The following is an 18,529-nucleotide window of genomic DNA, read 5'->3' on the forward strand; positions in this document are numbered from 1 at the left end:
GCAAAACCTGCCCCCTAAAACCCACTGAAACTTTTGTAAAAACCTTTCCACAACTTTTTCATTCCTCTATTGCAAAACCCCATAAAATCTGCCACAATTTACTACAAACGTTTCCACAGGAAAACCATGACCAGAAAACGAACCACCATCAAGGATGTCTCTGTCCTCGCTGGCGTTTCGGTGTCCACGGTGTCCCGGGTGCTGAACTCCAGCGGCCCGATCTCCGAAGACACCCGAAAACTTGTCGAGTCGGCAGCAACGCAACTGAAATACCAGCCCAACCCGCTGGCCAGAGGACTGGTCAATCAACAACTGGGGGGGATTGGGGTGATGGTGCCCTGGATTGCCGGTCCGTATTTTGGGGTTTTTCTGGAAGGCATCCAGCGGGTGCTGAGGGAAACGGATTACCGTCTGGTGGTCGCCAGCGGTCAGGGGAACCGCGACAACGAACAGGAAACCCTTGCTTACCTGCTGAACAACGATGCCGATGGCGTGATCTATTACGGAGAACGCCTTTCTGCAGCAGATCTTGAGCAGATCAACCCGCACATGAAACCCGTGGTGGTGATGGGACAGGACCCGGCAGAACTCCCCAACAACATCGGCATCGATGATGAGCTGGGGGCTTACCTGGCCACCCGTTACCTGATTGACCATGGTCACAGCGAAATTGCCCACATCAGTGGAGATCCACACACCCACGTCACCCGCTCCAAGCTGGCAGGTTACCAGAGGGCTCTGTCCCAGGCCGGGTTGCCTTACCGCAGTGGGCTGGTGGTGTCCTCGAATTACACCGAACCCGGAGGCTACCAGGCCGCCCTGAAACTGCTGGCCGGGCCTGCTTTCACCGCCATTTTCTGCGGCAACGACCAGATGGCGATGGGCAGTTACCAGGCCCTCAGGGATTTCAACAAACGCATTCCCGAGGATGTCTCGATGGTTGGTTTTGACGACATCCTGTTTTCCCGTTACATGCATCCGGCCCTGACCACCGTGCGCGTTCCCATTTATGAAATGGGGATGGCAGCGGCAAGCACCGTGCTCAGGCTGTTGGACCGAACACACCAGGAGGTGAGATCTGTTCTAGAGCCCCAGTTGATCGTCCGCCATTCCGTCCTCAACCTGAAACCCACACCCCCCTGAACAATTGATTTCTTCCCTGCACGGGCAGCCGAAAGCTGTCTGAGGATGCTTTTTGCTTTCTTTCTCTTTCCAGGCAGGTGCTTTCCAAAAGAGGTTTTCCATGAACAAATCCAAAACCCTGCTGCTCACCGCCCTGATGGCTGTTTCTCTGGCAGCCTGTGCCCAGACCGGCACCACCCCTCCTCCCGGCCCCGGTCCTGACACCCCCACGGTGTTCCAGAATTTTGAAGCGCCTGTGGATGTGGATGCTGCAGACAGTGCTGCCCAGATCCGCACCTACAAGGAAAAAGGTGCAGATCCGCTGGTGATCACCCAGGAAACCATCAAAGACGCAGACAACAAGGACACCAAAGCCCTGAAGGTGGTTTACAACCTGACCGGCAGCTGGGGTGGCTTTGACTTCAAAATTGCAGATGCCTCTGGGAAAAAATGGAGCAATGCCGACTGGAGCAGCTTCAAGGCCATCACCTTCATGTTTTACGGTGAAGGCAGCGGCAAAACCTACCGTTTTGATTTGCTGGACAACAAAGGCCCCAACAAGGACATCGACAGCGCCGAGCGTTTTGAATTCCCCTTCAAAGACGACACCAAAGGCTGGAAGAAAATCGAGGTGCCTTTTGACCAGCTGGTGCGCCGCGGCTGGCAGCCTTCTGGCGAGACCCCCAACGATGGTGTGACCCTCTCTGAAGTGTGGGGTTTCACGCTGGAACTGTCCAACGGCCAGGGCGAGGACAAGAGCCGCACCATCTACTTTGACGACTTCAAACTGGTTCCTGGGGGCACCAAGCCTCCCGTTTCGGTGAAAGCCTCTCTGTCTGGCACCAAAGTGGCCGTCAATGAAGGGGCAGCTGCCACTTTCACGGTCAAACTGGACAAGAAACCCACTGCTGCCGTCACTGTGAAGTACAGCACCGCCGACAAATCTGCAAAAGCAGGCACCAATTACACCGCAGCTTCCGGAACCCTGAATTTCGCTGCTGGAGAGGACACCAAGACCTTCACGGTACAGACCAGCAACACCGCTGTGGCAGAGGGCAACGTCACCGTCAAAGTCACCCTCTCTGATCCCAGTGGGGCCACCCTGGGCACCGACAAGGAAGGCACCGTCTACATCAAAGATGGTGAGAAGTTCCCTTACCAGGACAGCAGCAAGACGGTGGAGTTCCGGGTGAACGATTTGCTCTCCAGAATGACCCTGGAAGAGAAAATCGGTCAGATGACCCAGGCCGAGCGTGGCGCGGTCAACGGCAAGAAATACGACCTTGCCGACCTGTCTCTGGGCTCCCTCTTGAGCGGAGGTGGCTCTGCCCCCACCACCGGAAACAACCCCGAAGACTGGGCCAACATGGTGGACGACTTCCAGAACTACGCCCTGCTCAGCCGCCTCTCCATTCCCATGCTGTACGGGGTGGACGGCGTGCACGGTCACCACAACGTGTACGGCACCACCATTTTCCCGCACAACATCGGTCTGGGAGCCACCCGCAACCCGGTGCTGGCCAAACAGATCGGTGAAGTCACCGCTGCAGAAATTTACGCCACCGGCATCCGCTGGGATTTCTCGCCCTGCGTGTGTGTGGGCCGCGATGAGCGCTGGGGCCGCACCTATGAATCCTTCGGGGAGGATCCTGAGATTGCCAGCATGATGACCCCCATCATTGACGGCTACCAGGGCGCATCCCTGAACAACAAAAACAGCGTGATGGCCACCGCCAAGCACTACGTTGGCGATGGCGGCACCACCTACACGGGCGGCAAGATCGACCAGGGCAACACCGAAATGGACGAGGCCACCCTGCGCAAGATCCACCTGCCCCCCTTCATTGAGGCCATCAAGCGCAATGTGGGCAGCATCATGCCTTCCTACAGCAGCTTTAACGGCCTGAAGATGCACGCCAACAAGCACCTGCTGACCGATGTGCTGAAAACCGAACTGGGCTTCAAGGGCTTCCTGATCTCCGACTGGGCTGCCATTGACCAGATTCCCGGAGATTACAACTCCGACATCACCACCTCGATCAATGCCGGTCTGGACATGATCATGGTTCCAGACAAGTACCAGACCTTCTATGAAGGTGCCATTGCCGAAGTGAAAGCCGGACACATCCAGATGTCCCGCATCGATGACGCAGTGAAGCGCATCCTCACCAAGAAGTTCGAGCTGGGCCTCTTCGAGAAACCCTTCTCTGACCGCAGTGAGATTGCGCAGATCGGTTCTGCCGCCCACCGTGCAGTGGCCCGCCAGGCCGTGCAGGAATCCCTGGTGCTGCTGAAGAACCAGGACAGCACCCTGCCCCTCAAGAAAACCGGCAAATTGCTGGTCGCTGGCAACCACGCCAACAACATCGGTCTGCAGAGCGGCGGATGGACCATCAGCTGGCAGGGGAGCGCTGGAGCCATCACCAAAGGCACCACCATCCTGGAAGGCATCAAGGCTGCCAATGCAGGTGCAGAATACGTGGCTGCCCCCACTGCTGCAGATGTGACGGGCAAAGGCTATGAAGCAGCCATCGTGGTGGTCGGTGAGCAGCCCTATGCAGAAGGCGCTGGCGACAACGGCACCCTGACCCTCAGCGCAAATGACCAGAACACCATCAACAATGTGTGCAGCAACGTCAAGTGCGTGGTGGTGCTGGTCTCTGGCCGTCCCATGATCATCAATGACGAGCTCTCCAAGGCCAGCGCATTTGTGGCCGCATGGCTCCCCGGCTCTGAAGGTGCAGGCGTGGCAGATGTGCTGTTCGGAGACAAGGACTTCAAGGGCAAACTCCCCGTGAGCTGGCCCAGGAGCGTGGCCCAGTTGCCCCTCAACGTGGGCGATGCCACCTACGACCCCCTCTTTGCTTACGGTTTTGGCCTGAACTACGCCAAATAAGGTTCTTTCTCCCGGGTCCCTCCTGTTGCCGCAGGAGGGACCCGCTGGGTTGCCTGAGCGTTCTCAAAGCACAAGAAATTTGCGGGCTGTGTTCTTTTACCTGCTCTGGACCTGCCTGTGGATTGGGCAGGTTTTTCTTTTGTGGTAAGCGTTTTCCCTTAATTCAGACGGCAGAGGTGCAAAAAGCAGGAACCCTGCATACTCAAACCAACGAATGAAGAAACACCCCTACAAACGTCATTCCAGAAGGCATTCCCGCAGCAAAATTCGCCACCACCATTTCCGCAACCTGAACAACCGCAAAGCACAGAGCTTCTGGAGGCGAGACCATTTTCATGGCATGCGTAAAGAGGAACACCTTGCTGGAAAGAGGTTGTTGCTGCCTCATGAGTGGGACATTGCTTTTTCTCCAGTGAAAGCCATCAGGCGTTCCCGTGAAGCCAGAAGTTACCGGCTGTACATCACCCGTCCACTCAAGCGGTATTTTGCCAAAACCCGTCTTGCCAGAACACACATGGGAATGGAAATGGCTCCTGCCCAGTGGAAGCAGATCATTCGTGCAAGAGCTAAAGAGGCCCTTCGGAAAGCCCTGCAAAATCAACCTCTGCAAGATCTGGATGTCTGGTTTCTCCTGCCCTGGACATGGTGACATCAAAAAAGAGACACCCTTGCAGGTGCCTCTTTGCAATGGACAGGGTTCTTAAACCCCAACCGCTCCCAGCGCTTCTTTCACCAGCTTGCTGTACCACTTGCCAGAGTCTTTCACGTGGCGGTTCTGGGTGGCGTAATCCACATACACCAGACCGAAACGTTTCTCAAAACCCTCTGCCCACTCGAAGTTGTCGAGGAAGCTCCAGGCGAAGTAGCCGTTCACGGGCACCCCTTCAGAGATGGCGTCCTGAACAGATTTCAGGTGGCGCTCGATGTAGAAGCGGCGCTGCTCATCGTGAACCTGACCGTCTTCCGTGAGGGTGTCCTCGAAGGTGGCCCCGTTCTCGGTGATGAAGATTTCCTTTGGAGCGTAATCCTGATGCACGCGGGTCAGCACCTCGTAGAGTCCTTTAGGGTAGACCTCCCAGTCAAAAAAGGTGAATTCTGGCCCAGGAGGACGCACCCCATCAAAGTTGAAGGGAAGCTGCTCTGAGTGCTTCACGATGCTGCGCTGGTAATAGTTGACCCCCAGGAAATCGGTCTCGGTGGCGATGATTTCCAGGTCCCCCTCCTGCACTTTGGGGGCCAGAGCCGGGATGTGGTCAAAGAGCACTCTGGGGTAACCCTTGCCGTAAAGGGGATCCAGGTAGATGGTGTTCAGGAAAGCGTCGTGACGGGCTGCTGCAGCCACATCTTCGGGAGAATCACTGGCAGCATGGCTGGGGCCGAGAATCAGTGTGATCCCAACCTTGTGTGAACTGTCGTGCTCTTTGATGACCCGAACAGCTTTCCCGTGGGAGAGCAGCAGGTGGTGGGCCACTTGCATGGAGACCCCCACATCTTTCAGACCGGGAGCGTGCACCCCTGCGCCGTGGCCCAGGAATGCGGCGCACCAGGGCTCATTGTGGGTGATCCAGTTCTTGACGCGGTCCCCCAGGCGGTTCACCACAATGCGGGCGTATTCTTCAAAAGCGTCCACGGTATCGCGGTTGGCCCAACCTCCGAGTTGCTGCAGGGCCTGGGGCAAATCCCAGTGGTACAGGGTCACGTAAGGCTCGATGCCATTTTTCAGAAGTTCATCAATCAGGCGGTCATAAAAGGCCAGACCTTTTTCATTGATTTCGCCCCGGCCTTTGGGCAGGATGCGGGGCCAGCTGATGGACAGGCGGTAGCTGTTCATGCCCAGTTCTTTCATCAGTTTGAAGTCCTCGGCGTAACGGTGGTAGTGGTCGCAGGCCACGTCGCCAGAGTCGCCTTTTTTGACGTTTCCAGGGGTGTAGGAAAAGACATCCCAGATGGAAATGCCGCGTCCATCTTCGTGGGCTGCGCCTTCAATCTGGTAGGCGGCGGTGGCGGTGCCCCAGCGGAAGTTCGGGGGGAAGACGTTCAGATCAAGCATGGTTCAACTCCTTTTGAGGCTGGTTCTGGGGGTGGATGCACCGCACCTGATGCTCGGTACCCACATTTCTGAATTCAGGCAGGGCCTGGGTGCATTCCGGTGTGGCAAAAGGGCAGCGGGGAGCAAAGGGGCAACCCGTAGGGAGTGCGGCCAGACTGGGGATGTCTCCTCTGGAATCGATGCGTTCAGGACGCAGGGACTCTTCGGGTTTGGGGGCTGCAGAGCGCAGCAGCAGGGTGTAAGGGTGGGCGGGGCGGTTGATCACCTGATCGGTGGGTCCGACCTCCACCATATGGCCTGCGTACATCACCGCCACCCGGTCAGACATGTAGCGTGCGCCAGCCAGGTCGTGCGTGATGAAGATCATGGACAGGCCTTCCTGGTCGCGCAAATCCAGCAGCAGGTTCATCACATCCAGACGGATCGACACGTCCAGCATGGAGGTGGGTTCATCGGCCAGCAGGATGGAGGGGTTGGCTGCGAGGGCACGGGCGATCCCAACACGTTGACGTTGTCCACCGGAAAGCTCGTGGGGCAGCTTCTTGGTCATCTCTGCACCAGGGGAGAGGCCCACCCGGTCCAGCAGTTGTGCCACCCGTTTTTCTTTCTCTTTGCCTTTGGCAATCCCGTGGATTTCCATGGGGCGACCCACGGTGTACCCGATGTGGTGCAGGGGGTTGATGCTTCCGAAAGGGTCCTGGAAGATCATCTGCACGCGCTGCCTCAGGTGCTTCAGTTCTTTCCCAGAGGGGTTCTGGGAGATGTTCTGCCCGTCAATCACCAGCTGGCCTGAAGTGGGAGCATGCAGGCGGGTGATCAGCCTTGCAATGGTGGATTTTCCGGAGCCGGACTCGCCCACAATGGCGATCACTTCTTTTTTGCGCAGGGTCAGGTTCACATGGCTGACCGCATGCACTTTCTTGTTGCCAGAGGCAAAAACCTTGTTGAGGTCTTTGAGTTCCAGTGCATGGGTGTTGCTGGTGCCAGAAGTCATGCTTTCACCTCGCGCATTTCGGGAACTTCCAGGTGGCAGGCGACCTTGTGGCCCCGCTCAATTTCCAGCAGCATGGGGTTCACCTCGGTGCACACGCCAGGAATCACGCTGGGGCAACGGTCTGCAAAGGGGCAGCCTTTGGAGGTGGTGGTCAGCACCGGAGGACGGCCCGGAATGCCGTGTCTGCGCTCTTTGGGTCCAGAGATGGGCGGGAAGGTGGACATCAGCAGTTTGGTGTAAGGGTGACGGGGACGGGCGTAGATGTCTGCAGCACGGGCTTCTTCCACAATCTGCCCGGCGTACATGATCACAATCCGGTCCGACATCTCGACCAGCAGGGACAGGTCGTGGGTGATGAAGATGATGGAGATGTCCATCTTCTTGCGCAGGTCGGCAATTTCCTGCAGCAGGCTTCTCTGCACCACCACGTCCAGAGCGGTGGTGGGTTCGTCCATCACGATCACTTTGGGTTGCAAAGCCAGGGCAATGGCGATCACCACACGCTGGCGCATCCCGCCAGAAAGCTGGTGGGGGTAGCTCTCCAGAAACTGCGGGCGGATGTTGATGATGGCAAACAGTTCCAGCACCCGTTTTTCCAGCTCGGTTTTGTCGGTCATGCCGTGGGCTTTCAATGCGTCGTAAATCTGCTCGCGCACGGTCAGCACCGGGTTCAGCACGTTCATGGAAGCCTGGAAGACCAGCGAGAAGTCTTTCCAGCGCACTTTGCGCAGCTCCTCATTGTCGAGGTCCAGCAGGTTCTTGTTCTCCAGGTAAACGGCACCTTCAGCGACAAAACCGGGGGAGCGCAGCAGGCGGGTCATGGCAAAGGCCAGCGTGGATTTTCCGCACCCGGATTCCCCGGCCAGGCCCACAAATTCTCCGCCTTTGACGTCCAGGTTGGCACTGGTGACAGCGGTCACGGCACCTCTGGGGGTGTCGTACTGCACGGTGACGTTCTGGGCACTCACCAGGTTCTTCTGGGAACGCAAAGGCTCAGGGCTGACGGGTTTTGGTTTCTTGTGCACCGGGGCCTGCAAGCGCAGACGGGGGTTGGAAATCGAGTCGATCCCGAAGTTCAGCAGCGCAAAAGCAGTGCCCAGAAAAGCAATGCCCAGACCGGGAGCGGCAATGCGCACCCAGGCATCGTGCAGCATGGCCTGTTCACTTCCGGCCCAGTACAGCATGGTGCCCCAGCTGATCAGGGAAACATCGCCCAGACCCAGGAATTCCAGTCCGGTGGCGGTCAGGATGGCATACACAGCAGCCCCGAAAAAGTTGGCGGCAATCAGACCGCTCATGTTGGGGATCAGGTGGGTCAAAATGATCCGTGCAGGGGTTTCCCCAGAGGCAATCGCCGCATGCACGAAATCCCTCTCTCTTAAGGTCAGGGCCTGCGAACGCAGCACGCGGGCACCCCAGGCCCATCCGGTGAGGGCCACCACCAGCACCACCGGCCAGAATCCGCCCACTTTGATGTAAGCGGCAATCACGATGATCAGGGGCAGGGCGGGCAGCACCAGCACCACATTGGTGAAAAAGCTGATCAGTTCATCGGCCAGACCACCATAAAAAGCCGCCGTGAGACCAATCGCGGTGCTGATCAATGCCACCAGCAACCCGGTCACCAGCGCGAGGGTCAAAGACAGCCTTGTGGCGTACAGGAACTGGGTGTACACGTCCTGACCCAGGCCCGTGGTGCCCATGGGGTGCATGGCAGAGGGTTTCTCCCAGGGCATGAAACCCATGTCCACCGGAGAACGGGAAGTCAAAACAGGAGCCAGCAGGCCAATCAGGGCCATCAGCACAAAGAGGATCAGGCCCACCCGTGAACGGGGTTCAGCCCAGAGGGCTTTCAGGAGTCCCATGTCATTTGCCTCCTCTTACGCGGGGGTCCAGGAACACGTAACTGACTTCCACCAGCAGGTTGGCAATCAAGACCGCTGCGGTGATGAACAGGAAGATGCCCTGCATCAGGGGATAATCGAGGGCGGTGACGGCCTGGTACAGCAGGCGGCCAATGCCAGGGTAGGAAAACACAATCTCGGTGACGATGCTTCCGCCGACCACGAAGCCCAGGGCCATGCCAAATCCAGTGATGGAAGGCAGAATGGCGTTTCTGGCCACATACTGGTTCTTGATGCGCTCAGGACGCAGGCCCTTGGCTTCTGCAAAAGTCACATAATCCTCGTTCAAGACAGACACGGCATTGTTGCGCATGCCCACCAGCCAGCCCCCAATCCCGGTCACCACGATGGTGAAAGCAGGCAGAAAGCCGTGCAGCAAGATGCTCTGGAAGTAAGGCCAGCCATCGCTGGGAGACAGGTTTGAAGCGTACCCACCACTGAGTGGGAACCAGTTCAGCAGGTAAGCAAAAATGTACAGGGAAATCAATGCAAACCAGAAGTAAGGCATGCTGTTCAGGAACAGGCCCAGAGGCACCATGGCATCTGCCACCTTGTTGCCGCGTTTCCAGGCGGTCCACAAACCCAGCAAGCTGCCCAGCACAAAGGAAATGACGGTGCTGATGCCCACCAGACCGATGGTCCAGGGCGCAGAGCCAGCAATCACATCTGAAACGTTCATGGGGAACTGGCTGATGGAGCGGCCAAAGTCACCGTGCAGCAGTTTGCCAATGTACTCGAAGTACTGGATGTACAGGGGATCGGGATGCTCTTTGATGCCGTAAGCCAGTTTTAGAGCATGCACGGCTTCCGGGTTCATCCGCCCTTGCGCCTGGGCCAGCATCGCCCCGATGGGATTTCCGGGCACCAGTTTGGGCAGGAAAAAATTCAGGGTGAGGGCCGCCCACAGGGTCAGCAGAAAAAAAGTCAGGCGACGCAGAAAAAAGTTCACAGTTCACCTCCTTGTTGGGGTGAGAAAAACCCCCCACCTCGCTGGTGACCTCTTTGTTTGCCACAGAGGCCACCAGGGAAAGCGAGGGGATTTCAAGGGATCGGGAGATCAGAGGGGATTTTTGAAGGTGGGGACCTCACCGCGACCTTCGGTCGGTCCTCTCCTGAGAGGAGAGGGAGCGAGTGTCAGAGAGCGGGTGGGGTCGGAGTTCCTCCCCTCTGTAGGGGAGGAGCGCAGCGTCAGCAAGCGGGTGGGGTTATTTGGCTTCCAGGTTCAGGAACAGCAGGCGGGCACCGATCTGGTCGTCTGCTCCACCGTCGTAGTAGGGGTTGGCGTCGGTGGGGAAGCCTTTGAAGTTCTTGCTGTTGTAGGTGGTGAAGTTCACGCGGTCGGTCAGGGGGAAGAAGGGCACATCGGTGACGAACTGGTTGACGATGGTGTCGATGGCTTTCTTCTGCACGGCGGGGTCGCTGTTCTGCTGGAAGCGTTTGAGGGCAGAGGTGATGTTGCTCTTGGTGTAACGGGTCAGGTTGGAAGCGGCGCTGTCTCCGACTTTGGCGCTGAATTCAGGTGCAAAGCTCTGGAAGAACAGGTTGTAGGGGGTTTCGCCGCCGCCCCAGCCCCAGGAAATGCCCATGTCGTAGGTGCCGGTCTGCAGGCCGCCAGAGTAGCTGCCCCAGGTTTGCTGGTCGATGGTGGTGTCAATGCCGATCTGTTTGAGGTTGTTGCCGATCACCTGGGCCATGGTGATGAAGTCGGTCCAGCCTGCGCCCACCAGGATCTTGAAGGTGGGGAGGGTTTTTCCGCTCTTGTCGGTCAGTTTGCCGTTGACGACCTTGTAGCCACCTTTTTTCAGGTACTCTCTGGCCTTGTTGACATCAAAGGTCACGCCCTTGGCTGCGATGCTCTTGGAGAGCCACTTGCCCTGCTGGGTGGGGATGATGCCGCTGGGGCTGGCTGCCTTGACCAGACCGGAGTAGGCTTTGAGGGCCACTTCTTCGGTGTTGATGGCGCTGGAGATGGCCTTGCGGAAGTTCACGTCGCTGAAGGGGGCCTTGGCGGTGTTGAAGTACAGGTAGTTGCCGCCGGTCACGGGCCAGTAGAACTTGTTGGTGTCGGGGTTCTTGTTGACGTAAACGTTCTTGATGTCGGGGATGTTGGCGTAGGAGTAATCGGCGTCTCCTCTAAGCAGTTTCAGCAGGATGGCGTCTGCACCGCCCACCACTTCCCACTGGATGGCGTCGATTTTGGGGTAGCCTTTCATCCAGTAGTTGGGGTTTTTCACCACTTTGATGCTCTGGCTGTTGGCGCTCTGGAACAGGAAAGGTCCGGTGGCCACAGGTTTGGTGTTGGTTTCGGTGGTGGGGTCTTTGATCTTGCTCCAGATGTGCTGGGGCACGATGGTCTGGTGGGCGATGTACACAAAGACGGGGATGTTCTTGTCTTTGAAGGTGAAGGTCACGGTGTTGCCGCTGGCTTTCACGTCGGTGAGGCCGTTTTTCCAGAGGGCAGCGCCGTCAATGGCGGGGTTTTGCTTCAGGTAATCGAAGGTGAATTCCACGTCTTTGGCGGTGAAGGCGGTGCCGTCGCTCCATTTGACTCCATCGCGCACGGTGACGGTCAGTTTCTTGTTGCCCTTGTCCCACTTGTAGCCGGTGCCCAGCACATTTTCCACGTCGCCGGTCAGGGAGTTGACGTAGAAGAGGGTCTCGTAGATGGCGGAAACAGTGGGGTAGAGGCGCTGGCTGCCTCCAGAGAAGGGGTTGAGGTTCACGCTGGCCAGGGACGCGGAGTCACGGGCAATGCGGAACACGCTCTCTGCGTGGGCGAGGGAAGCGGTGAGCAGGGCGGCGGTCAGGGCAACACGGGCAGCTTTGGTGTAAACGTTTGCATTTTTCATGCGAATTCCTCCAGGGAAAAGGGGTTTTTGAACTTTAGAGCGGCTTCAGGGGGGCATTGATGGGCGGGGGGGAGCGTGAATCTCCTCGGTCTGACATGGTCCTCATTCCTTTCCATTCCTTTTTCTGGGAGTGCGGCAACTCCCGACTGAGGTGCAATGTTGAAGCATGCATTGCAGGGTTCACCTGCGAAGGCGGCTGCGGGTGGTCTGGCGTTCAATCAGCTCTGGAACAATGATTTCGCTGTGGGCTTCCTCTCCCTCCATCAGGGAGAGAAACATTTTTCCGGCCATTTTTCCCAGCTCGATGTCCAGCTGGCGGATGGTGGTGAGGGGGGGGTCCAGAAGTGCAGCAATAGGATTGTCGTCGTAGCCCATCACCGAAACGGCATCAGGAACACGCAGACCTGCCCGGTTGAGGGCACGGCACACCCCGGCAGCCATCAAATCGCTGGCTGCAAAAATGGCGTCTGGAACTCCAATTTCCAGAATTTTATCCACACTTTTCTCTCCGGCTTCCACCGTGAAATCTCCGGTGTAAAGGACAAAAGGTTCCAGGCCTTCTTCAGAGAGGCGCTTCAAAAATCCCTGAGCCCTGTCCCGTCCTGAACGAAATTCCCCGGCCACATGGGCAATGCGTTTGTGGCCGCTTTTGATCAGGTGGTCTGCGGCAAGGTACCCTCCGGCCACATCGTCCACCCGGATCTGGTGCTCATGGCCGTCGATCTGGGGGTTGATGTGCACCCGGAACATGTTGGGAGCAAGGCGTTCAATTTCGCCTGGTGCGAGGTTGGAAGAAATCAGAATCAGACCATCCACGGAACGCTCCACCAGGGCTCTGGCAGCGTCTTTTTCGCGGTCTTGCAGGTCGTCGGTGGAGACGATGATCGGCATCAAAGTCGAGGCGTTCAGTTCCATTTCGATGCCTCTGGCAAAGGAAGCAAACAGCGGCCAGCCCACATTGGGCACCACCACACCCACAGCGTGGGTGCGGCCCATCACCAGACTGCGTCCGGTCAGGTTGGGCACGTAGCCCAGTTCCTGCACCACATGCAGCACCCGCTTGAGGGTTTCCGGATCCAGCCGTTCCGGGGTGTTGATGGCCCGGGAAACGGTGGCTGTGGAAACACCTGCCTGCATGGCGACAGCCCGGATGTTGGGTCGGTTTTGGCTTCTGCTGGTCATGAAGTACCCCATGGCGGGTGCCTTGTGGCACACACCAAACTCTGATGTAAACGATTGCATCAAGCATAAGAGGAAACCCCCAGAAATGCAAGACGCTTACATTGAAATTGAACCTGGTATAAAAGACTCTCATGAACCTGATGGCTCAATTCAAAAAGTCCAGGGTCGCAAAAGTGCTTTGTGAAACGAAAAAATCTCTGAAGTTGCAGCGGGAGTTTTGAAGGTTCGAGGTGAAAAATTCCAGTTGAATTTAAGTTAGTAAACTCTGGGCGGCAAAATTTTGAAAGAACGGTCACCCTGAAGATCCTTAAAAAACCACAGCCACCACAGCAAAAAACAGCTTCAGTCTGTGGTTGACTGAGAACTGTTGACTGTGAACTGCTCAGAAATTGGTCAGAGAATGCTGCATGATGCGGCCCCGACCAGCCTGTTTGGCGCGGTACAGGCACTGGTCGGCCATGTGGATCAGGTCCTCGGGAGACATCCCGGACTGCGGCACCAGGGTCGCCACCCCCACACTCACCGTGACCAGTGGGCTGATGTCGGATTTTTCGTGGCTGATTTCCAGCCCCCGAACCTCCTGCTGGATGCGCTGGGCCACCAGCATGGCTCCCATCGGGGTGGTTTCGGGCAGGATCACCACGAACTCTTCACCTCCATAGCGGGCCACCGTGTCTCCCCGGTTGCGCACCGAACGGGACAGGGCCTGGGCAATGTGCTGCAGGCAGCGGTCCCCTTCCAGGTGACCGTAATGGTCGTTGTAGCGCTTGAAGAAATCCACATCACACAGAATCAGACTCAGGGGCCTGTTGTGTCTGAGGTGGTTCACCCACTGGCTCTGCAGGTGCTCATTGAACGCCGCCCGGTTGTAAATCTGGGTGAGGCCATCCAGAAAAGCAAAACGCTGCAGCTCCTCATTGGCGACCCGCAGGGCTTTCTCGGCCTTCATGCGCTCTGTGACCTCATCCTGCAATTCACGGGTGCGGGCCTGCACCTGCACCTCCAGGTTCTCGGCATAACTGCGCAGGGCCAGCGTTTGTTCCAGTTGCTGGATGGCATGGCTGACGCTGTGACACAGGCTTTCCTCATCGAACCTTCCAGACGTGGGCGGTTCGTACAGCAGGTACCCATAGTGCAGGTCATTCACATACAGGGGGGTCAGCAGCAAACTGCCTGCAGCCAGCTCCTCCTGCATGCTCTCTGGCAACAGATCGCGGGTGGCAAACACCGAAGAATCCAGGTTGGAGAGGGTCCCGGCGGCCATGGCCACATGGGCAAAAGGAGCAGGGGTGGAATCATAACTCTCGTACAGCACCAGCATGCAGTGCCGGATGTAAAGGTGTTCCAGATGCACCCTCAGGGCCTCAAACAGATCCTCATGGTTCTGCACGGCAAAAAGACCAGGGGCATTCTTGGTGCTGCCCACCAGCAGCAGCTGGTTCCGGGAATGCAGCATCTGCAAAGCACTGCCCAGAATGGACTGGGCGGCAAACCCCAGGGCCAGCACCTGCTGTTGCTGGTCTGGCTTGACCTGCAGGGCGAGCTTTTGCACACAGCCCTGAAGACCATCCCGCCACAGGAAAAACTCCTGGTCCAGACGGGTGCGGCGCAGCAAAGCTTCTTTCCAGGAGGTCAGAAACCGGCTGTGTTGCTCCGCATGCACGGCCACCTGCTCAAACAGCGTCAGCAACTTCTGCTGGGCTTCCACCACCCCACGAAACATCTCGCTGGGAGAAAGGAATTCAAACCCTGCCAGAGGCGGACCACACGATTCCCGCACCACCAGCTGGGGACTGATGTAATGGTCCTGCACGCCTGCCCCTTCATGGGCCATGGACAGCAGCATCCGCCCTGCCTCCACGCCTTGCTCAAAAAACGGCTGCCTGACGGTGGTCAGTGCTGGAACCACATGCTTGAATTCCTCGCTGTCATCGAAGCCCACCACGGCAATGTCTTCTGGAACCCGCAATCCCAGTGCCGTGATGGCCTGGATGGCCCCTTCGGCCATTTCATCGTTGGCACAGACCACGCCTTCAAACTCTCGGGTGCGCTGCAACAAACGGGTCATTTCCAGATAAGCCCGCGAAGAAGCATAATCCCCGGTCAGGATCAATTCTTCCTGCACGGGTAGCTGGTGCTCGTGCAGCACTTCACGGAACACCTGCTCACGCTCTTCGGAATCGTAATTTCCAGGAATGCCCCGCATGAACACCAGGCTTTTCAATTTGCGCACCGTGACCAGGTGCTCCATCAGGGAGCGCATGGCAGGTCGGTTGTCCAGCAGCACGTTGGAGGTTTCAGGAATCCTGCGCCCGATGCTCACAATGGGCAGGGGACGGTAAGACTGAATGCACCGGGCAAACTCCTCATCTGAAACATGCACCCCCAGAGGCGAAGCCAGCAGAATCACACCCAGATACCGGGAAGGATCAATCAATTTGTAAATGTCCGTGGCGCGCTGCAGGGTGGCTCTCGGGGTGTTGAAGTTGCGACCCACAAAAACAGTGGAGGCCACGCCCTGCTCTTCTAAGGCGTGCTGCACGCCTGCAATCAGGGTGGTCTGGTAAGGATAAAGGTAGTCGGTGAGCACAGCAACGCTTTTCACAGGAGTCATGACTCGCCCTCTCCTCGGGTTGCTTTCTTTATACTCCTTGCCGTCTTACAAAAAATGGTCTGGGTGGAAAGCCCGTGGTCTTCAGCCGTGGGATGCCATAACCCAGCTGCCCATCAGAGCGGGAGGTCAAAGCTTCCCCAAAAACAGAAAGAAGCGGTCAGAAACTGTGCTCAACCGCACCTGATCAGACCTGCTCAGATCCCGTCGATTTTCACCAGGTTCTCAATGCGCTCTGCAGCTGCAGTGAGCCCCAGTCCTTTCAGTGATGCTGCACACTTGCCAATGGCGCGGGTGTCAATTTCGCCCCGGTTCCAGGCTGCAATCAGGACCGCGCACTGCTGCAAGGCATCTGCCACCTGCTCCTTGTGAAACATGGCTGCCAGATTGCCTGGAGCCTGCGGCTGGGTGGTTTGTGCCTCTGCCTGGGTGCCCAGAATCACCTGCATGAAAATTTCGTCGTATTTGGCCCGGAGTTCGGGGGAGACCTGTTTGCTCATGGGGAACATTATAGGGGTGGGGCACTGGGCCGAGAGCCGAGAGCCGAGAGCCGAGAGCCGAGAGCCGAGAGCCGAGAGCAAGGTAACTGCTGCGATGCTGGGTGTCAAGGAAAATCTCAAGTGCGTATAAAAACATATTCATTCTGAGTATGGGTCATCAGAGGGATGGTGCATTTCTGGCAGGTGAACCACCTGAACCCACAGATTGCTGGTTTGTTTTTGCCCTCGGCTCTCGGCCCTTGGCCCTCGGCCTTCTCCCAATTAGGCCATATCACCCACCCCAGCATTAAGTTTATGGCGTAAAATAAAGGTTATGCTCAAGGTGAAATCAGAATTTACACCCAGTGGAGATCAACCGACAGCCATTCGCAGTCTGGTGGAGGGCCTGGACGACGGGCTCAGGTTTCAAACCCTCCTGGGCGCGACTGGGACGGGAAAAACCTATACGGTTGCCAAAGTCATCGAGGAGACCCAGCGGCCTGCTTTCATCCTTGCCCCCAACAAAATCCTGACCGCCCAGCTGGCCAGTGAATTCCGGGCTTTCTTTCCAGATGCAGCTGTGGAGTTCTTTGTCAGTTACTACGATTACTACCAGCCGGAAGCTTACGTTCCCGGAAAAGATTTGTTCATCGAGAAAGATGCAGCCATCAACCAGGAACTTGAGCGCCTGAGGCACAGCACCACCCGCAGTTTGCTCACCCGACCGGACACCATTGTGGTGGCCTCGGTGTCTGCGATTTACGGTCTGGGGGATCCCGAAGAGTACCGCAAGATGAACATCATCATCAAGGTCGGCGAGAAGATGGGCCGCGATGAGGTGATTGACCGACTGCTGGAACTGCAGTATGAGCGCAACGACATCGAGATCCAGCCCGGGCGTTTCCGGGCCAAAGGGGATGTCATGGAGATCTGGCCTTCCTACGATGAAGCCCCCATGCGGGTGGAACTGTGGGGCGACGAGGTGGACCGCATCGTGATGTACGATCCGCTGACCGGGAATGTGGCTGCAGAGCTGCCTTCCAGTGTGATCTATCCGGCCAAGCATTATGTGTCCAGTGCAGGCAACGTGGAGCGGGCCATCGTGACCATCCAGGAGGAACTGGAGCAGCGCCTGGAGTACTTCAAGAGTGTGGGCAAACTGCTGGAAGCCCAGCGCCTGAAAGAGCGCACCCTCTACGATCTGGAGATGCTCAAGGTGCTGGGGTACTGCTCAGGCATTGAGAACTACTCCAGACACATGGACGGACGGGAAGCCGGGGCCACCCCATACACCATGATCGATTACTTCCCGGAGAACTTCATCACCTTCATTGATGAGTCACACGTCACGGTGCCGCAGATTGGCGGCATGAGCAACGGGGACCGCAGCCGCAAGCAAACCCTGGTGGATTTCGGGTTCCGGCTGCCCAGTGCCATGGACAACCGCCCCCTCAAATTCGAGGAGTTTTTGGAGAAAACCGGTCAGATCGTGTTCGTGAGCGCCACCCCCGGCCTTTACGAGCGGGAGATCTCCGGGAACATTGCAGAGCAGATCATTCGCCCCACAGGTCTGATTGATCCCACCGTGACGTTGCGGCCCATCCAGGGACAGGTGGAGGACTTGCTGGGCCGGGTGCGTGAACGGGCGGCAAAAGGAGAGCGGGTGCTGGTGACCACCCTCACCAAGCGCATGGCAGAAGACCTCACCGAGTACCTGCTGGAAAAAGGGGCGCGGGCCAGGTACATGCACTCCGACATCGACACTGTTGAGCGCCAGGTGATCATCCGGGATTTGCGCCTCGGGCACTACGATGTGCTGGTCGGAATCAATTTGCTGCGTGAAGGTCTGGATTTGCCAGAGGTCTCGCTGGTGGCCATTCTGGATGCAGACAAACCCGGTTTCCTGCGCAGTGAGCGCAGCCTGATTCAGACCATTGGTCGCGCGGCCCGCAACGTGAATGGCGAGGTGGTGCTGTATGGCGATGTGGTCACACCTGCCATGGACTACGCCATGAAGGAAACCGAGCGCCGCCGTGAGAAACAGCAGAAGTACAACGAGGAGCACGGCATCACCCCCGAAACCATCAAAAAAGAAGTGCGGGACGTGATCCGTGGCGAGGAAGAACCCGAACTCAAGAAAGACATGCCCGACACCATGGACCGGGACACCATCCTGGCCCAGATCACCGATCTGGAACTGGACATGTGGCAGGCCTCAGAAGACCTCGATTTCGAGAAAGCCGCTTCTTTGCGCGACCAGATCCGGGAACGGGAAGCCAAGCTGTCCGGCAAGGACTTCAAGCAGCCCACGGTTCCGGGCCAGAAGGTGCGCAAGAAGGGCAGACGGTAAAGGGCAGACGGTAAAAGCCCAGAAGATCAAACAGAAAAAAGTGTGCAGGACCCCAGAAACCTGGGGTCTTTTTCATGGATTTTGCCATCCTG

The 18,529-nt window shown here is 57.5% G+C and carries 12 protein-coding genes; 4 read left to right on the forward strand and 8 right to left on the reverse strand.

Features of this window, described 5'->3' with window-relative positions; genetic code table 11:
- Window positions 1-126: 126 nt before the first annotated feature.
- The 3 genes from IEY52_RS19190 (at window position 127) to IEY52_RS19200 (ending at window position 4,667) form a co-directional block, all read left to right on the forward strand.
- Window positions 127-1,143, forward strand: coding sequence for a LacI family DNA-binding transcriptional regulator (locus tag IEY52_RS19190; protein ID WP_189005493.1), 1,017 nt, complete (start codon window positions 127-129; stop codon window positions 1,141-1,143).
- Between the two features lie 100 nt (window positions 1,144-1,243).
- Window positions 1,244-4,018, forward strand: coding sequence for a glycoside hydrolase family 3 N-terminal domain-containing protein (locus IEY52_RS19195; protein ID WP_189005495.1), 2,775 nt, complete (start codon window positions 1,244-1,246; stop codon window positions 4,016-4,018).
- Window positions 4,019-4,232: 214 nt separating this feature from the next.
- Window positions 4,233-4,667: a hypothetical protein gene (locus tag IEY52_RS19200; RefSeq protein ID WP_189005496.1), complete on the forward strand. Its 435-nt coding sequence runs from the start codon at window positions 4,233-4,235 to the stop codon at window positions 4,665-4,667.
- Window positions 4,668-4,718: 51 nt separating this feature from the next.
- On the opposite strand, the gene IEY52_RS19205 is transcribed toward IEY52_RS19200, so the two are convergent.
- The 8 genes from IEY52_RS19205 to IEY52_RS19240 form a co-directional block, all read right to left on the reverse strand.
- On the reverse strand, window positions 4,719-6,068 hold the full coding sequence (locus tag IEY52_RS19205; protein WP_189005497.1) for a GH1 family beta-glucosidase: 1,350 nt from the start codon (window positions 6,066-6,068) through the stop codon (window positions 4,719-4,721).
- Window positions 6,061-7,062: an ABC transporter ATP-binding protein gene (locus IEY52_RS19210; RefSeq protein WP_189005498.1), complete on the reverse strand. Its 1,002-nt coding sequence runs from the start codon at window positions 7,060-7,062 to the stop codon at window positions 6,061-6,063. The genes IEY52_RS19205 and IEY52_RS19210 overlap by 8 nt, the downstream gene beginning before the upstream one ends.
- Window positions 7,059-8,927: a dipeptide/oligopeptide/nickel ABC transporter permease/ATP-binding protein gene (locus IEY52_RS19215; protein ID WP_189005499.1), complete on the reverse strand. Its 1,869-nt coding sequence runs from the start codon at window positions 8,925-8,927 to the stop codon at window positions 7,059-7,061. Before IEY52_RS19215 ends, IEY52_RS19210 begins: the two co-directional genes overlap by 4 nt.
- Before the next feature lies 1 nt (window position 8,928).
- Window positions 8,929-9,915: an ABC transporter permease gene (locus IEY52_RS19220; protein WP_189005500.1), complete on the reverse strand. Its 987-nt coding sequence runs from the start codon at window positions 9,913-9,915 to the stop codon at window positions 8,929-8,931.
- Window positions 9,916-10,171: 256 nt separating this feature from the next.
- Entirely contained in the window at window positions 10,172-11,815 is a 1,644-nt protein-coding gene (locus IEY52_RS19225) for an ABC transporter substrate-binding protein (RefSeq protein ID WP_189005502.1), read from the reverse strand.
- 180 nt (window positions 11,816-11,995) lie between these two features.
- Window positions 11,996-12,997, reverse strand: a complete 1,002-nt coding sequence (locus IEY52_RS19230) for a LacI family DNA-binding transcriptional regulator (RefSeq protein WP_189005504.1) — start codon at window positions 12,995-12,997, stop codon at window positions 11,996-11,998.
- Between the two features lie 382 nt (window positions 12,998-13,379).
- Window positions 13,380-15,611 (reverse strand): diguanylate cyclase domain-containing protein, encoded by a 2,232-nt coding sequence (locus tag IEY52_RS19235; RefSeq protein ID WP_189005512.1) that lies wholly within the window; start codon window positions 15,609-15,611, stop codon window positions 13,380-13,382.
- Window positions 15,612-15,805: 194 nt separating this feature from the next.
- Window positions 15,806-16,108, reverse strand: a complete 303-nt coding sequence (locus IEY52_RS19240) for a hypothetical protein (RefSeq protein WP_189005515.1) — start codon at window positions 16,106-16,108, stop codon at window positions 15,806-15,808.
- Between the two features lie 313 nt (window positions 16,109-16,421).
- Between IEY52_RS19240 and uvrB the strand changes: the two genes are divergently transcribed.
- On the forward strand, window positions 16,422-18,437 hold the full coding sequence (uvrB, locus tag IEY52_RS19245; RefSeq protein ID WP_308425021.1) for an excinuclease ABC subunit UvrB: 2,016 nt from the start codon (window positions 16,422-16,424) through the stop codon (window positions 18,435-18,437).
- Window positions 18,438-18,529: the final 92 nt, after the last annotated feature.

Origin of the sequence: Deinococcus roseus, from assembly GCF_014646895.1 — a bacterium.
Classification (GTDB): domain Bacteria; phylum Deinococcota; class Deinococci; order Deinococcales; family Deinococcaceae; genus Deinococcus_C; species Deinococcus_C roseus.

What these genes read in the sequence shown, in the direction of transcription:
- uvrB (WP_308425021.1), top strand. Translation starts at nt 16,422, where the DNA reads ATGCTCAAGGTGAAATCAGAATTTACACCCAGTGGAGATCAACCGACA.
- IEY52_RS19190 (WP_189005493.1), top strand. Translation starts at nt 127, where the DNA reads ATGACCAGAAAACGAACCACCATCAAGGATGTCTCTGTCCTCGCTGGC.
- IEY52_RS19235 (WP_189005512.1), bottom strand. Translation starts at nt 15,611, where the DNA reads ATGACTCCTGTGAAAAGCGTTGCTGTGCTCACCGACTACCTTTATCCT.
- IEY52_RS19215 (WP_189005499.1), bottom strand. Translation starts at nt 8,927, where the DNA reads ATGGGACTCCTGAAAGCCCTCTGGGCTGAACCCCGTTCACGGGTGGGC.
- IEY52_RS19200 (WP_189005496.1), top strand. Translation starts at nt 4,233, where the DNA reads ATGAAGAAACACCCCTACAAACGTCATTCCAGAAGGCATTCCCGCAGC.
- IEY52_RS19205 (WP_189005497.1), bottom strand. Translation starts at nt 6,068, where the DNA reads ATGCTTGATCTGAACGTCTTCCCCCCGAACTTCCGCTGGGGCACCGCC.
- IEY52_RS19195 (WP_189005495.1), top strand. Translation starts at nt 1,244, where the DNA reads ATGAACAAATCCAAAACCCTGCTGCTCACCGCCCTGATGGCTGTTTCT.
- IEY52_RS19230 (WP_189005504.1), bottom strand. Translation starts at nt 12,997, where the DNA reads ATGACCAGCAGAAGCCAAAACCGACCCAACATCCGGGCTGTCGCCATG.
- IEY52_RS19240 (WP_189005515.1), bottom strand. Translation starts at nt 16,108, where the DNA reads ATGAGCAAACAGGTCTCCCCCGAACTCCGGGCCAAATACGACGAAATT.
- IEY52_RS19225 (WP_189005502.1), bottom strand. Translation starts at nt 11,815, where the DNA reads ATGAAAAATGCAAACGTTTACACCAAAGCTGCCCGTGTTGCCCTGACC.
- IEY52_RS19210 (WP_189005498.1), bottom strand. Translation starts at nt 7,062, where the DNA reads ATGACTTCTGGCACCAGCAACACCCATGCACTGGAACTCAAAGACCTC.